Annotated in this window: 13 protein-coding genes; 5 read left to right on the top strand and 8 right to left on the bottom strand. The window is 66.9% G+C overall.

The genetic code is table 11. The features are described 5' to 3' along the window. Positions 1–17: 17 nt before the first annotated feature. The 4 genes from QP029_RS03570 to QP029_RS03585 all read right to left on the bottom strand — a co-directional run bounded on the left by QP029_RS03570 (position 18) and on the right by QP029_RS03585 (position 4,362). Positions 18–206, bottom strand: a complete 189-nt coding sequence (locus tag QP029_RS03570) for a hypothetical protein (RefSeq protein WP_284875490.1) — start codon at positions 204–206, stop codon at positions 18–20. Beyond that, positions 203–1,666: a glycosyltransferase family 87 protein gene (locus QP029_RS03575; protein ID WP_284875491.1), complete on the bottom strand. Its 1,464-nt coding sequence runs from the start codon at positions 1,664–1,666 to the stop codon at positions 203–205. The genes QP029_RS03570 and QP029_RS03575 overlap by 4 nt, the downstream gene beginning before the upstream one ends. A 14-nt stretch (positions 1,667–1,680) precedes the next feature. Next, entirely contained in the window at positions 1,681–3,876 is a 2,196-nt protein-coding gene (locus QP029_RS03580) for a transglycosylase domain-containing protein (protein WP_432418700.1), read from the bottom strand. 123 nt (positions 3,877–3,999) lie between these two features. Next, positions 4,000–4,362 (bottom strand): DUF5318 family protein, encoded by a 363-nt coding sequence (locus tag QP029_RS03585; RefSeq protein ID WP_284875493.1) that lies wholly within the window; start codon positions 4,360–4,362, stop codon positions 4,000–4,002. 170 nt (positions 4,363–4,532) lie between these two features. Between QP029_RS03585 and QP029_RS03590 the strand changes: the two genes are divergently transcribed. The 4 genes from QP029_RS03590 (at position 4,533) to QP029_RS03605 (ending at position 7,737) form a co-directional block, all read left to right on the top strand. Beyond that, positions 4,533–5,624, top strand: a complete 1,092-nt coding sequence (locus QP029_RS03590) for an inositol-3-phosphate synthase (protein WP_284875494.1) — start codon at positions 4,533–4,535, stop codon at positions 5,622–5,624. 65 nt (positions 5,625–5,689) lie between these two features. Next, complete coding sequence (locus QP029_RS03595; protein WP_284875495.1) at positions 5,690–6,151, top strand: MarR family winged helix-turn-helix transcriptional regulator; 462 nt, start codon at positions 5,690–5,692, stop codon at positions 6,149–6,151. Positions 6,152–6,200: 49 nt separating this feature from the next. Next, positions 6,201–7,154: a universal stress protein gene (locus tag QP029_RS03600; protein ID WP_284875496.1), complete on the top strand. Its 954-nt coding sequence runs from the start codon at positions 6,201–6,203 to the stop codon at positions 7,152–7,154. Positions 7,155–7,188: 34 nt separating this feature from the next. Continuing rightward, complete coding sequence (locus QP029_RS03605) at positions 7,189–7,737, top strand: hypothetical protein (protein ID WP_284875497.1); 549 nt, start codon at positions 7,189–7,191, stop codon at positions 7,735–7,737. On the opposite strand, the gene trhO is transcribed toward QP029_RS03605, so the two are convergent. The 3 genes from trhO to QP029_RS03620 all read right to left on the bottom strand — a co-directional run bounded on the left by trhO (position 7,734) and on the right by QP029_RS03620 (position 11,985). After that, positions 7,734–8,648, bottom strand: a complete 915-nt coding sequence (gene trhO / locus QP029_RS03610) for an oxygen-dependent tRNA uridine(34) hydroxylase TrhO (protein WP_284875498.1) — start codon at positions 8,646–8,648, stop codon at positions 7,734–7,736. The genes QP029_RS03605 and trhO overlap by 4 nt on opposite strands. Positions 8,649–8,658: 10 nt before the next feature. Further along, complete coding sequence (locus QP029_RS03615; RefSeq protein WP_284875499.1) at positions 8,659–10,419, bottom strand: RNA/DNA-binding domain-containing protein; 1,761 nt, start codon at positions 10,417–10,419, stop codon at positions 8,659–8,661. Between the two features lie 72 nt (positions 10,420–10,491). Then, positions 10,492–11,985: a DUF1846 domain-containing protein gene (locus QP029_RS03620; protein ID WP_284875500.1), complete on the bottom strand. Its 1,494-nt coding sequence runs from the start codon at positions 11,983–11,985 to the stop codon at positions 10,492–10,494. Between the two features lie 101 nt (positions 11,986–12,086). Here QP029_RS03620 and QP029_RS03625 point away from each other — a divergent pair, with 101 nt between their 5' ends. Further along, entirely contained in the window at positions 12,087–12,899 is an 813-nt protein-coding gene (locus QP029_RS03625) for an Fpg/Nei family DNA glycosylase (RefSeq protein ID WP_284875501.1), read from the top strand. On the opposite strand, the gene QP029_RS03630 is transcribed toward QP029_RS03625, so the two are convergent. Beyond that, positions 12,838–13,557: a YwaF family protein gene (locus QP029_RS03630; protein WP_284875502.1), complete on the bottom strand. Its 720-nt coding sequence runs from the start codon at positions 13,555–13,557 to the stop codon at positions 12,838–12,840. The genes QP029_RS03625 and QP029_RS03630 overlap by 62 nt on opposite strands. Between the last annotated feature and the right edge of the window lie 7 nt (positions 13,558–13,564).

Here is a 13,564-nt window from a genome sequence, read left to right on the forward strand (position 1 = left end):
GCCCGCCAGTGTAGAGATTATCCCGGCGATGTGGCGTAGAACACAGCCAGGAAGACCGGGATGAGGGTCAGCGTCACGAAGGCGACGATCCCCAGGGCGACGGGGACGTACGTCGGTTTCTTGTACATGTAGGCGGCGAAGGCGCTGGCCACGCAGACCGCGCCGATGGCGATGGAGATGATGCCGATGATCGTCGCGGTGTTCATGCCCTCATCCTCCCATCATCCGCGGCCGAGAGGGCCAGCGGGTCGCGCCCGTGGTGGGCGTCGGCGACCGGGTCGGCCTCCCGGCCGAGCATCTGCCGGATCACCAGGACCACCATGACGGTGAGGAGGAGCAGGCGGGTGAGCAGGGCGGCGTCGAGAAGCTCGTGGGGGATGCCCTTGTTCTCGGCGCCCAGCATGTACCACATGAGCAGGGGCCACACGGCGGCGTCGAGAAGCATCCAGGTGAGCAGGAGCCGCCAGCGGGGGAGGGCGAGCACCGCCGGGACGAGCAGCCACAGCGAGTACTGCGGGGACCACACCTTGTTCACCACGAGGAAGGCCACGAGGATGAGGAAGACCAGCTCGGCGACGCGGGGGCGGCGGGTGACGCGGACACCCAGGACGAAGATCGCCAGGCACAGGACCGCGAACAGCGCGAAGGTGACGGCGTTGAGGATGACGGGTACACCGTCGCCGTCGAAGCCCGACCAGCCGGTGCCACGGGCGAGCATCGCGTAGATGGTGGTCCATTCCCAGCTGCGTTCCCGGTTGAGGCGCAGGAACTCACCCCAGGCGGCGGGGTACGCGAGCATGACCGGCAGGTTGACGGCCAGCCAGGTGGCCACCGTGGTGGCGAGCATGAGCAGGAACGGCCGCCACCGGGAGCTGCGGACGGCGAGGATGAGGTAGGCACCGAGAATGAACAGCGGCCACAGTTTGACGGCGGTGCCGATCCCGATGAGCACACCGGCCCAGCCGGGACGGCCGTGGCGCACCGCGGAGAGGGCGGCGGCCGTGGCGGCGATGGACGGGATGTCCCAGTTGGTGAAGGCGTGCACGATGACCAGCGGGGACGCGGCGACGAGGACGACGTCCCACACCCGGTTGCCGGCCAGGTCCACGACGAGCCGGATGGTGAGCACCCACAGCGCCGACATGACCAGCGCGGTGACCGCGAAGTACCAGGCGGCGGGCGCGACGGGGAGGGGCAGGACGTCAACCAGCGGGTAGGTGAGGCGGGAGACCCACGCCATGGCGCCCTGGAACAACCCGGCGAGGACGGGGTACTCCATGTACCGGGTGAGATCACCCTCCGTCCAGGACCAGGCGTAGGGGAATCCGCCCTGGCTGAGGCCGCGGCCGTCGAAGAGCGGGGCGATGTCGTTGTAACAGGCGGAGGTGTACTGGCGGTTGCCCGACCAGTCGAGGCTGACCGTGCCGTCCTCGGCGACCGCCGCACCGAGGCAGTTCGCCTTGGACAGGTAGCCGAAGGACAGGAAGATCAGGGCGGTGAATATGAGGGTGCGCAGTGGCGTCCACCACCGCTGGCGGCCGACGGCGGCGAAGTACCCCACAGGGCCGCCGAGGAATCCGAGAAACCCGCGGGCCACCGGCTCGGTGTGGGCCGGGGACACGCGGGATCTGCGCACGCGCGAGGGCGTGGGCACCGGGGTGCTCATCAGGCGACGCGGCGCTAGAGCAGGTCCGGCAGGACGATGCCCGGCGCGATCTCCACGCCGCCACCGTCACCCGGCGGGGGCGGCAGCTCGGGCAGCTGGATCTCCGGCGCCGGCTCGGGCTCCGGGGCCGGCTCAGGTTCCGGCGACGGCTCCTCGGCCGGGGCGGGTTGTTCGGCCGGGCCGGTGGCCACCGGCGGCGGGGTGTAGGCGGGGGCCGGGGCGTAACCCATCGGGCCGGTGCCGAAGTTGATCGGTGCGGGCGAGGCGAACTGCTCGATCTCCTTGCCCTCCAGGGCACCGTCGAGGGTGGACTTCCAGATGCGGGCCGGGGTGCCGGAGCCGAACATGTTGCCGCCCCACTCGTTGAAGATGGCGGTGGTGTTGTCGGCGGTACCCACCCACACGGCGGTGGCCAGCTGGGGGGTGGCGCCGATGATCCAGGCGTCCTTGTTGTTGCCGGTGTCGCCGAGCTGGGCGGTACCCGTCTTGGCGGCGGACGGGCGGCCACCGGCGAGGGAGTTGCCGTTGGAGTAGGCGGCGAGCGGCCCCATGGCGGAGAGCAGGTTGTCGGCGACGACCTCGGAGACGCGGCGCTCACCGTCACCCGCCTGGTGCTCGTAGAGGACCTCACCGGTGCCGGTCTCGACCCGCTCGACGAAGTGGGTCTCGTGCCACACGCCACGGTTGGCGATGGTGGCCATCGCGGTGGCCAGGTCGATCGCCCGGGACTGGTACTGGCCGAGGATGATGCCCTCGTAGGGCTGACCGCCGTTCTCGGTGAGCGTGGCGGGGATGCCGGGCAGGCTGCGGGCGACACCGAGGGCGTGGGCCATGTCGGCGGTGTCCTGGGTGGTGTTCTCCAGGTCGTCCTGCAGGCGGATGAAGCTGGTGTTGTAGGAACGCTTGAGCGCCTCGGCGATGGTGGTGTAACCGGCGGAGGAGTTGTCCCAGTTGTTCACGGTGATACCGCCCGGCAGCTGCACCGGGGAGGAGTCGTACTGGGCGCTGAGCGGGATGCCCTGCTGGAGGGCAGCGGCCAGGCCGAAGATCTTGAAGGTGGAGCCGGTCTGCAGGGCGGCGTTGGCGTAGTCCCAGCCGGCGGCGTCCTCACCGCCGTAGTAGGAACGCACGGCACCGGTGCCCGGCTCGACGGTGGCCACCGCGGCCCGCGCATCCTCCTGCAGGCCGGCCATCTGCGTCTCCACCGCGTTGAGGGTGGCGTTCTGCGCCTGCATGTCGATGGTGGTGGTGATCCGCAGACCACGGGTGGTCACGTCGTCCTCGGTGATGCCGACCCGCTGGAGCTCCTCCATGACGTGGTTCTTGATCATGCCGTTGGTGCCGGTGGCCTCGGTGTAGGCGGAGTACTCGGCCGGGTCGCGGGTCTCGGGGTAGACCATGCCGGTGCGCTGCTCCGCCGGCAGGGCGTCCATCTCGACCATGCCGTCGAGGACGTAGTTCCAACGCTGTTCCGCCCCCTCCGGGTTGGTCCACGGGTCGAGCTGGCTGGGCAGCTGGATGGTGGCGGCCAGGACCGCCCCCTCCTCGGGGGTGACCTCGGCGACGGGCTTGTTGAAGTAGGCGTGGGACGCGGCCTCCATGCCGTAGGCGTTGCGGCCCAGGTAGACGGTGTTGAGGTAGGCGGAGAGGATGTCCTCTTTGCTCCACTCGTTGGTCATCTTGATGGAGTACACCAGCTCACGGGCCTTGCGGACGTAGGAGTGCTCGTCGCCGACCAGGGCGTTCTTCACGTACTGCTGCGTGATGGTGGAACCACCGCCGGCGGAGTCGTTGCCGGTGAGCTGGCCGATGACCGCGCGGCCGAAGCCGGTGAGGGAGAAGCCTCTGTTGGTCCAGAACTCCCGGTCCTCGGCGGCGAGGACGGCGTTCTGCAGGTGCTCCGGCACCTCATCCAGCGGCACCTGACGGCGGTTGCCCTCCGGGGGGACGACGCGGGCGAGCTCGGTGGAGGCGTCGGAGGCGTAGATGGAGGAGACCTGCTTCGAGGTCAGCTCCTCCGGCTCCGGCACGTCATAGGTGGTGTAGGCGACGACGAACACACCCAACGGGATGAGGATGATCGCCGCGAGAATGCCCAGCAGCCACAGGAGCACGGTCCTGCCGCGGCTCCCGGAGCGCGTCTCCGCCGACGCCTTCGAACTGCCCCCACCCTTCCGGCTGGTGGAGGGCTTCCTTTTATCTTCAGACACCTGTCGACCCCGCTGCTATTGCTGATGACACTGATACAACTGTGAACACTACTTCCAATGCAGGCATTCGTGGAAACTTTTGTACCCGGCGACACATCGCCGGCGCCCCGTCCCCGCCGTGCTTCACGACGCCGTCGCCGTCACCGCAGTGAGCAGATGGTTCCACCGGCAGCGCGGGCACACCTCCACGGTGTGGACGGTGGCCTCTTTCCCGGTGGCGACGATCCGGTCGATCTCCTCGTCGCTGCGGGCGGTGCCGGACATCCGGCCGAGCTGCTCACCGTGGATCCACCGCACCACCCGCAGGTCGTCTCCCCCGCACACCGGGCAGGGTCGGTCCGCCGGGCGACCGTGGTGGGTGGCGGCGGTGACGAGGAGGAAGTCCGCGTCGCAGATCTCCGCCCGGGTCACCGCGCCGGCCCGCCACCGCCGGAGCAGGTCGCGCCGTTCCCATTCATGGGACACCTCATTGCGATAGACAGCCACGCCCGCCATCGTAGCGCCCGACGCCCGGGGCCGTGACCAGGCTTCTTGATCGATCAGGCGGGGTCGGAATGCGGGTTTGACCACACACCCGGCCTACGATGGCCGTTTATGTGTGGGGCACACCCGTGCCCCGTAGCGGTACCCCCAAAGTACGAGGAGTGGATCCATCCATGAGCAAGGTTCGCGTAGCGATTGTGGGCGTGGGCAACTGCGCCACCTCGCTGGTCCAGGGCGTCGAGTTCTACCGGAACGCCGCTGTCGACGAGAAGGTCCCGGGCCTCATGCACGTCAAGTTCGGTGACTACCACGTCAGCGACGTCGAGTTCGTCGCCGCCTTCGACGTCGACGACAAGAAGGTGGGCAAGGACCTCGCCGAGGCGATCGATGCGTCCCAGAACTGCACCATCAAGATCGCGGACGTCCCCACCTCCGGCGTCACCGTCCAGCGCGGCCCGACCCTCGACGGCTTGGGCACCCACTACCGCGACAGCATCGACGAGTCCGCGGCCGAGCCGGTGGACGTCGCTGCCGCGCTTCGCGACGCCGAGGTGGACGTCGTCGTCTCCTACCTTCCCGTGGGCTCGGAGCAGGCCGACAAGTTCTACGCCCAGGCCGCCATCGACGCGGGCTGCGCCTTCGTCAACGCCCTCCCGGTGTTCATCGCCTCCGACCCGGAGTGGGCCCAGAAGTTCGTCGACGCCGGCCTGCCCATCGTCGGCGACGACATCAAGTCCCAGGTCGGTGCCACCATCACCCACCGCGTCATGGCCAAGCTCTTCGAGGACCGCGGCGTCCGCCTCGAGCGCACCATGCAGCTCAACGTCGGCGGCAACATGGACTTCAAGAACATGCTCGACCGTGACCGCCTCGAGTCCAAGAAGATCTCCAAGACGCAGGCCGTGACCTCCAACCTCGTCGACTCCCCCATCGCCGGCAAGACCGCCGACCGCAACGTCCACATCGGCCCGTCCGACTACGTCGAGTGGCTCGACGACCGTAAGTGGGCCTACGTCCGCCTCGAGGGCACCGCCTTCGGTGAGGTGCCGCTCAACCTGGAGTACAAGCTCGAGGTGTGGGACTCCCCCAACTCCGCCGGCATCATCATCGACGCGGTCCGCGCCGCCAAGATCGCCCTGGACCGCAAGGTCGCCGGCCCGGTCCTGCCCGCCAGCGCCTACCTGATGAAGTCCCCGCCGGTGCAGCTCGGCGACGACGAGGCCCGCGCCCAGCTCGAGGCCTTCATCATCGGTGCCGATGACTAGGGACACCCACCCCGCATGTGGTCCCCTGGACAATTTCAGGGGCAAACATGTCTATCATGGTTGCCATGACTAACCCGACCCCTGAGGACATTGCCGCCCGGATCCGCCCGGCACTGACGAAGCTGTACGTGATGTATTTCCGCATCGCCGAGCAGTCCGACCTCACGGGCCCCCAGCTGTCGATCCTGGCCCGCCTCAAGGACAACGGCCCCTCGCGCATCAGCCACATCGCCAAGCAGGAGGGCATCCGCATGCCCACCGCCTCGAACGCGCTGCACCAGCTGGAGCAGCGTGAGCTGGTCGAGCGGGTGCGCGACGAGTCGGACCGGCGCGGTGTCCGCGTCACCCTCACCGACCTCGGGGCCAGCGAGCTCCAGCGCGTCGGTGAGGAGCGGACCACGTACCTGGCGGAGATGCTGGGCACCCTCGACGAGGAGGGCCTCAAGCGGGCGGACGAGCTCGCGGAGGTCATCAACGAACTGGCGGACGCCTACGGCGCGAACCTGATTGACACGACCACGGAGTGACCGGGAATAATGGGCTGTGACACCACGTCCGCCGACCCCATCATCCTGAATGGCATCCACTCTCCCTGCCTCTGACTCTGACGCCCCCGCCCGTCTCCTCATTGCCTGGCACCCGGACACCCCGGGCACCGAGGCACTGGAACTGGCCGCCTGGCTCAGCCGCACCACTGACGTCCGCATCCGCGTCGTCAGTACCTTCGTGCGCCCGTGGCCGTCCTCGTCCCTGAGCAAACTGGGCGGGAAGTACCGGAAGTGGGTGGCCCGGCAGGCGGCGGCCGCAGAGAAGGCGGTCAAGAACGCGCTCACCGATGCCGGGGTCGACCGGGAGTTCTGGGACGAGGAGATCTCGGTGTTCGCCGACGGTCCCTCCGAATCCGTGCTGCTCACCGAGGCGGCCAACGCCTTCGGCGCCCAGCTGGTCATCCTCGGTTCGGACGCCGCCGCCCCCAAGGGACGGTTCCTTGCCGGGACGACCGCGGACTCCCTGCTCCACTCCTCCCCCAAGCCGCTCGGCCTGGCGCCGCGCGCGGTGAAGCTGTCCAAGCGGGGCGTGACCCGGATGAACTTCGCGTTCCTGGAGAGCCTGGGCACTGAGAATGACCCCTCCCTCCACTTCGCCGCCGGCCTCGCCGCGAAGTGGGGCGTGAGCCTGCGGATCCTCGCCTTCTCCCCCTCCGGGATCGCGGACATGCCGTTCAACGACAAACTCGATCTCTCCCGGGAGCTCGTGGACGAATGGCGGGAACACTCCCTGGCCATGCTCGACCGGGCCCATGACGCCGTGCACGACGCCTACCCCGATCTGCCCGTCGAATCGGAGATCGGCACCGGCGTCGGCTGGGCCGGAGCGATCGACGCCCTCAAGTGGAAGAAGGGCGACCTGCTCATCCTCGGGTCAAACCCGATGGGCGCGATCGAGCGGGTCTTCGTCGGCTCGACGGCCACGGAGTTCCTCCGCCACGTCCAGGTGCCCGTGGTCATCCACCCCTCCCCCAACGCATAAGTTTTCTGCCCGCCCGGGGACTAGGCTCGAGGGCATGACTGGCGCACACCCGGACGACCCCCATGATCCCACCTCCCCCGATTCCGGCCGCCGGAACGGGCGGTGGCGCGGATTCCTCGAGCACCCCGAGAATGATCTGACCGCGGACGCCGACTTCGCCAACCGTCGCCGCCCGGAACCACACTCCCCCGAGGAGCTGGCCTCCTCCGTCGACCCGGCCGTGCAGGCGGCGCGCAACACGCAGTCCACCCGACAGGCCATCCAGTGGCTCATCGCCATCCCGGCGGTCACCTTCGCCCTGGCCCTCATTCTCGGGATCATCTTCCGGGTCATGGGCGGGCCGGCCTGTGACGCCGGGCAGGCGGCGTTCCTGTGCACCCGGGACGCGCAGATCTGGTGGTCCGTGATCACCAGCATCCCGCCGATCGTCGGCGTGCTGGGCTGCGCGTTCATCATGAACCACAAGCTGAAGAACTACACCCGCTGGCGCCCCTGGATGGGCGTGTTCTGGGTGATGATCCCCTTCTGCATGATCTGGCTCATCACCGCCGGCCAGATCCTCATCACCGCCCTGAACAGCTAGGCCCGGGCGAGCTCGGCGGCGACCTCCGCGCAGTCGGGGCGGCCACAGTGCGCGGTGGCCACCCCGGCGGCGCAGGTCTCACACACCAGGGCCTGCTTCCGGCAGGTGTCCTCGTTGACGCAGTTGATGAAGTTGTTCGTCGCGGCATCACAGTGGATGCAGTGCCCGAGCTCCGTGTAGTCCTCGCCGAACTCGACGTGCATCCGCTTGTCGAAGACGTAGAGCGAGCCCTCCCACAGACCCTTGTTGCCGAACTTCTCCCCGTAGCGGACGATGCCCCCGTCGAGCTGGTAGACCTCCCCGAACCCGCGGTTCTTCATCAGCGTCGACAGCACCTCGCAACGCACCCCGCCAGTGCAGTAGGTGACCACGGGACGGTCCTTCATCCAGTCGTACTTGCCGGACTCGATCTCCCCGATGAAGTCATGGGTGGTGGCCACGTCCGGGACCACGGCGTCGCGGAAACGGCCGATCTGCGCCTCCATCGCATTGCGGCCGTCGAAGAATACGACGTCGTCGCCGCGGGCGTCGACAAGCTCGTTGACCTCCTCGGGGCTGAGGTGGACGCCGCCACCGACGACCCCGTCCTCATCCACCTTCAGCTCACCCGGCGCGCCGAACGCGACGATCTCGTCCCGGACCTTCACCGACAGCTTCGGGAAGTCCTCCGCCCCGCCCTCGGACCACTTGAACTCCATGTCGTGGAAGCCCGGGTAGTCGCGCGTCTTGCGGATGTAACGCTTGCACGCGTCAATGTCGCCGCCGACCGTGCCGTTGATGCCGTGCTCGGAGACAAGGATCCGGCCGCGCAGCCCGAGGGACTCGCAGAGGTCACGCTGCCAGAGCATGACCGCCTTCGGGTCCGCGACGGGGGTGAAACGGTAGTACAGGAGGATTTTGCTGATGGCCACGGCAGAGAGTCTAGTCGGCGTCGTCGGTGCTCTGATCGACCAGGCGGTACCGCTGGTTCGGTGACCGAGCCGGTTCGGTGAACTCCACCACCCCTTGCTTCCTGAGGTCCTGGAGAATTGGGTTGATCTGCCCATCCCTCAAGGTGGTTGCCTCTTTGAGCTCTTCCTTGGACAGCGGCTCAGATGCTCCGGTAAGGGTGTCCACCACTCGCCGTCGCCGCTCCCGAGCTGGGACTCGACCAGTCCCTCCGGACTTGGGGAGATCGGGCTGGTCGATGCCGGTGGATGAGGAGGCGTCCCGATAAACGTAGACAGTGCCACCGCGCTCGCCACGGGCACGAGCAAGGCCGAACTGGACTAGTTCCTGTAGCTGGCGTCGAGCTTCAACCGAGTCCATCGTCGGAAACTCGGCTCGGAAACTGGCATTCGTGATCTTCTCACCTTTACGCAGCGCAACCAGTGCCACGCGCTGCCCGACACTAAGTTGAGAGAGTCCGGGAACGGACTGGAGCCACTCCAGCTCCTCTGCGGAGAACAAGGAAACTGACGACAGCTCAACCTCGAAAGAGACGACCTTGTCCCGAAACCTGGGTTCCGGAAGGTGCGCCCTCTCGAGTTCGGAACGTATCGAGGGTATGCCCGTCGCGCTCGCTTCGATAACTCGATTGCCATCGCTCGTCGTAATGGATCTGCACATCTCATAGAGCACAGGATTCCTCGCGCTGGGCCCGGTTCTACCCAACTGCCTCACTGTCAGCCCCCAAAGGCCGCCTGGGTTTGTCACAAAGAGTTTGCCCGGCTTCTTCACGACGTTGATGTAGGAATTCTGCGAAGCAGCTGACAGATCCCGATGAACGAGTGCGTTTGCGACGATCTCCCGTAGAGCCACCAGAGGAAGGTCGTGTATATCGCGACCATGACCGCTTTCCGGATCAAAAACCACTGAAACGCCGGAATTCTCCGCCAACCAGTCCACCGTGGACTCCAGGAGATCAGGGATGGGACCGGCGCCCTCCCGCTGGTTCCGGAGCCGAAACTGAGACTCACTACCCTCGCCGGGGATGACTCGGGCCTTGACCGACAGCGTAGGGAGGAACTGCTGTGGATGAATGCCCATCGCATAGACCGCTGCCACGGTAGGCGACCCCGATTCCGGATCCACAACATTGGTCCTGACAAGAAGGGTCTTTCGATCAAGTCCATCTAAACGCGGTGCACGTTGACGCTGCCGCGAAAGGTACTGATCCAGTAACTGTGGATCCAGATCTCGATCCACGTCAGCACCGTGCACCGGCTGTACATCGAATCGCGGTGCCATCTGGTGTGCCACCATGATCCGCACTTCGTGCTCACTCAGTTGGTGGTCACCGTCACCAGAGCGAATGTACGCGGGACCATTTTCTCCGACCCTGTAGGGCCGAAGTTCAGGCGCCTGAGGTGGCACGACACAGGCGACGACGTCTTTCCCGTCGATGACATGCTTTTCGACGGCTCCGAGCCTGATGGGTGGATTGATCCTCCCTCTAGCTTTCGCTCCGAGCGCATCCATCAATGCACCGGCATCACCGACTCCTGTGACATCGATGACCCCAGGGCCCTCCGAGATTCCAAGTAGTATCAGTCCACCTTCGGGCATGTTGGCGAAAGCACTGAGGGTTTCATCCAAGCTCTCCGGATAACCGTCAGCCGCCTTCTTTGCCTCTATATTCCAGGTATCACCGCCCGTTTCCTGGAGAAACTCTATCTGCGCCCGGACATTGATGCTGTGCATACGCCCAACATAGCTAACATATATGGAACATGCATGGAAGCATTCATCCATCCATGTTTCATATATGTTTTCCTATCGCTTCCGGTACAGCGACTTGCGCCAGAACTGCGGCTCGGAGGTGACCAGGACGCCGAGGTTGCGGAAGATGCCCTCGTCGACGGAACCGAGGATGGTGGTGGTGTGGGCCTCGCAGCCGGCGAGGTTCTTCAGCTGCGCCAGGGCGCGGCGGGCCTCCTCGGAGCGGGCGGCGGAGACGGACAGGGCGATGAGCACCTCGTCGGTGTGCAGTCGGGGGTTGCGGGAGCCGAGGTGGTCGGTCTTGAGGGTCTGGATCGGTTCGATGGATTCCGGGGAGAGCAGGTGGGTCTCCTTGTCGATGCCCGCCAGCTGCTTGAGCGCGTTGAGCAGCATGCCGGCGGAGCAGCCGAGCAATTCGGTGGTCTTGCCGGTGATGATGGTGCCGTCGGCGAGCTCGAGGGCGGCGCCGGGCAGGCCGGTCTGCTCGGCGATGGCGAGGGCGGGGGCGACGACGGCGCGGTCGTCGACACGGCAGCCGGCCTTGCTCATGACCATGGCGACGCGGGAGGAGAGGGTGTCGTCGAGTTCGTCACGCCGCTCGTCCACCTGGGCCTTGAAGTAGCGGCGGATGATCTCCTGGCGGGAGGCCTCGCGGCACACGTCGTCGTCGGAGATGCAGTAGCCGGCCATGTTGACGCCCATGTCGGTGGGCGACAGGTAGGGGCTGGACCCGGCGAGGGTCTCCAGCAGCGTCTTGAGCAGCGGGAACACCTCAACATCGCGGTTGTAGCTGGTGACCTGCTCGCCGTAGGCGGCGAGGTGGAAGGGGTCGATGACGTTGATGTCGTCGAGGTCGACGGTCGCCGCCTCATAGGCGAGGTTGACGGGGTGCTCGAGCGGCAGGTTCCAGATGGGGAAGGTCTCGAACTTCGCGTAGCCGGCGGTGATGCCGCGCTGGAACTCGTGGTAGACCTGCGACAGGCAGGTGGCCAGCTTGCCGGAACCGGGGCCGGGGGCGGTGACGACGACCACGTCGCGGGAGGTCTCCACGTACTCGTTGACGCCGAAGCCCTCCTCGGAGACGATCCGGCGGGTGTCCGTCGGGTAGCCGGGGATGATGCGGTGGCGGGCGACCCGGATGCCCAGGCGTTCGAGCCGGTCGATGAAGGCCTGGGCGATGGGGTTGTCGTCGGTCAGCTGGGTCATGACGACGTTCTCCACGAGGAAACCGCGCTCGCGGAACACGTCGATGAGCCGCAGGGCGTCCTCCTCGTAGGGGATGCCGAGGTCGGCGCGGACCTTCTGTCGTTCGAGGTCCTTGGCGTTGAGGCAGACGACGATCTCCAGGTCGTCCCGGATGCGCTCGAGCATGGCGATCTTGTTGTCCGGGGTGAACCCGGGCAGGACGCGGGAGGCGTGCATGTCGTCGAAGAGTTTGCCGCCCATCTCCAGGTAGAGCTTGCCGCCGATCTCCCGGCGTCGGGCGTTGATGTGCTCCGACTGCATCTCGATGTACTTCTCGCGGTCAAAGCCGATCTGGTGCGGCATGCGTGCATCCCCTGGTGAGACTGAGTGAGACTGTGTGAGGCCTGAAACTTACCGGTCCGACTCTACCGCGTGGGCCAATCCGCGGCGTCTACACTGTCGCCATGCCCGAAGGTCATGTGATCCACCGTCTCGCCCGCGAGCTCAACGCGCGTTTCACGGGCCGTGACCTGCAGGTCTCCTCCCCGCAGGGGAGGTTCAGCGCGGAGGCGTCGCTTATCGACGCCGCCCGGATCCACCATGCGGAGGCCATCGGCAAGCATCTGTTCATCGACTTCGCCACCGACCACCCCGAGCACATCGTCTACATCCACCTCGGCCTCATCGGCCAGCTGCGTTTCGAGCCCGTCGAGGACGTGTGGGGGCAGATCCGACTGCGCATCGACAACGGTGAGCAGGCGGCGAACCTGCGAGGGCCGCAGTGGTGCCGCCTGATCACGGACGCGGAGTATGACGCGGCCGTCGCGAAGCTGGGTGAGGATCCCCTCCGTGACGACGCCGACCCCGATGCCCTCTGGGCCCGCGTCTCCCGCTCGCGGCGGAGCATCGGCTCCCTGCTCATGGACCAGAAGCTGTTCGCCGGGGTGGGCAACATCTACCGCGCCGAGACCCTCTTCCGCCTGGGCATCTCCCCTTTCCTGCCCGGCGCGCAGCTCGACCGCAACGAGCTCGACAGCATCTGGCTCGACCTCGTCGGCCTCATGGCGGACGGGGTCCGCGACGGGCGGATCGACACCGTCCGCCCCGACCACACCCCGGAGGCGATGGGGCGTGAACCCCGCAAGGACGACCACGGTGGCGAGGTCTACGTCTACCGCCGGGCCGGCCAGCCCTGCCACGTCTGCGGCACCCCGATCAGCGAGCAGGTGATGGAGGGACGCAACCTCTTCTGGTGCCCGACGTGTCAGCCCGGCTGAGCCGTTCCCACGGCCAGGTCATCACCCCGGCCCACACCACCCCGAGGAGGCCCAGTCCGGTGACCAGGTACCAGGGCCACGGGCCCAGGTGGTCGAGAAGGGAGGGGCCGGGCGGAAGGCCGTTGAGGTAGCCGTAGTTGCTGCCCGTGACCGCGTTGACCAGCATGGTCACACCGATCCACCCGGCGGACCAGCCGGCGGTGACCCGCAGCCAGCTCCAGCGTGGCCGGTGGCCCATCCCCCAGACGATGACGATCGGGGCGGCGAGCACCGCGATGTGGAGGAACCAGTACATGGTGAACTCGAGCGGCGGGTGGATGAAGTAGCCCAGGTCCGGGGTGAGGATGGACTGCGTGTTCAGCGTCAGGCCCCAGTAGTAGGTGGGGGCGATGAAAATCCGGTGCCGGGTGATCAGCGCGAGGGAGGCGGTGAGCCGGGCGAGGTCGGAGAGCTGCAGCGGGAGGGAACGCTGGACGTCGAAAAGCGCCGGGTGCATGTCCCACAGCGCCCACGCCGAGGACACCAGGAGGAGGACCCAGCCGGCGGCGGTGACCTGCCGCTCCCGCCCACCCCGGCGCACATAGGTGAGCAGCACGGCGGTGACCACCACTGTGGTGGTCAGCGCCGCCCAGTGTTCGGCACTGTAGTGCTGCATCATGCCTCCA

It is taken from the genome of Corynebacterium suedekumii (assembly GCF_030252185.1).
GTDB classification, from domain to species: Bacteria; Actinomycetota; Actinomycetes; order Mycobacteriales; family Mycobacteriaceae; genus Corynebacterium; species Corynebacterium suedekumii.

Excerpts from the sequence above, each read along its gene's own strand:
- QP029_RS03595 (WP_284875495.1), top strand. The coding sequence starts at position 5,690 with ATGACTAACCCGACCCCTGAGGACATTGCCGCCCGGATCCGCCCGGCA.
- QP029_RS03590 (WP_284875494.1), top strand. The coding sequence starts at position 4,533 with ATGAGCAAGGTTCGCGTAGCGATTGTGGGCGTGGGCAACTGCGCCACC.
- QP029_RS03570 (WP_284875490.1), bottom strand. The coding sequence starts at position 206 with ATGAACACCGCGACGATCATCGGCATCATCTCCATCGCCATCGGCGCG.
- QP029_RS03625 (WP_284875501.1), top strand. The coding sequence starts at position 12,087 with ATGCCCGAAGGTCATGTGATCCACCGTCTCGCCCGCGAGCTCAACGCG.
- QP029_RS03575 (WP_284875491.1), bottom strand. The coding sequence starts at position 1,666 with ATGAGCACCCCGGTGCCCACGCCCTCGCGCGTGCGCAGATCCCGCGTG.
- QP029_RS03600 (WP_284875496.1), top strand. The coding sequence starts at position 6,201 with ATGGCATCCACTCTCCCTGCCTCTGACTCTGACGCCCCCGCCCGTCTC.
- QP029_RS03615 (WP_284875499.1), bottom strand. The coding sequence starts at position 10,419 with ATGCACAGCATCAATGTCCGGGCGCAGATAGAGTTTCTCCAGGAAACG.
- QP029_RS03605 (WP_284875497.1), top strand. The coding sequence starts at position 7,189 with ATGACTGGCGCACACCCGGACGACCCCCATGATCCCACCTCCCCCGAT.
- QP029_RS03630 (WP_284875502.1), bottom strand. The coding sequence starts at position 13,557 with ATGATGCAGCACTACAGTGCCGAACACTGGGCGGCGCTGACCACCACA.
- QP029_RS03620 (WP_284875500.1), bottom strand. The coding sequence starts at position 11,985 with ATGCCGCACCAGATCGGCTTTGACCGCGAGAAGTACATCGAGATGCAG.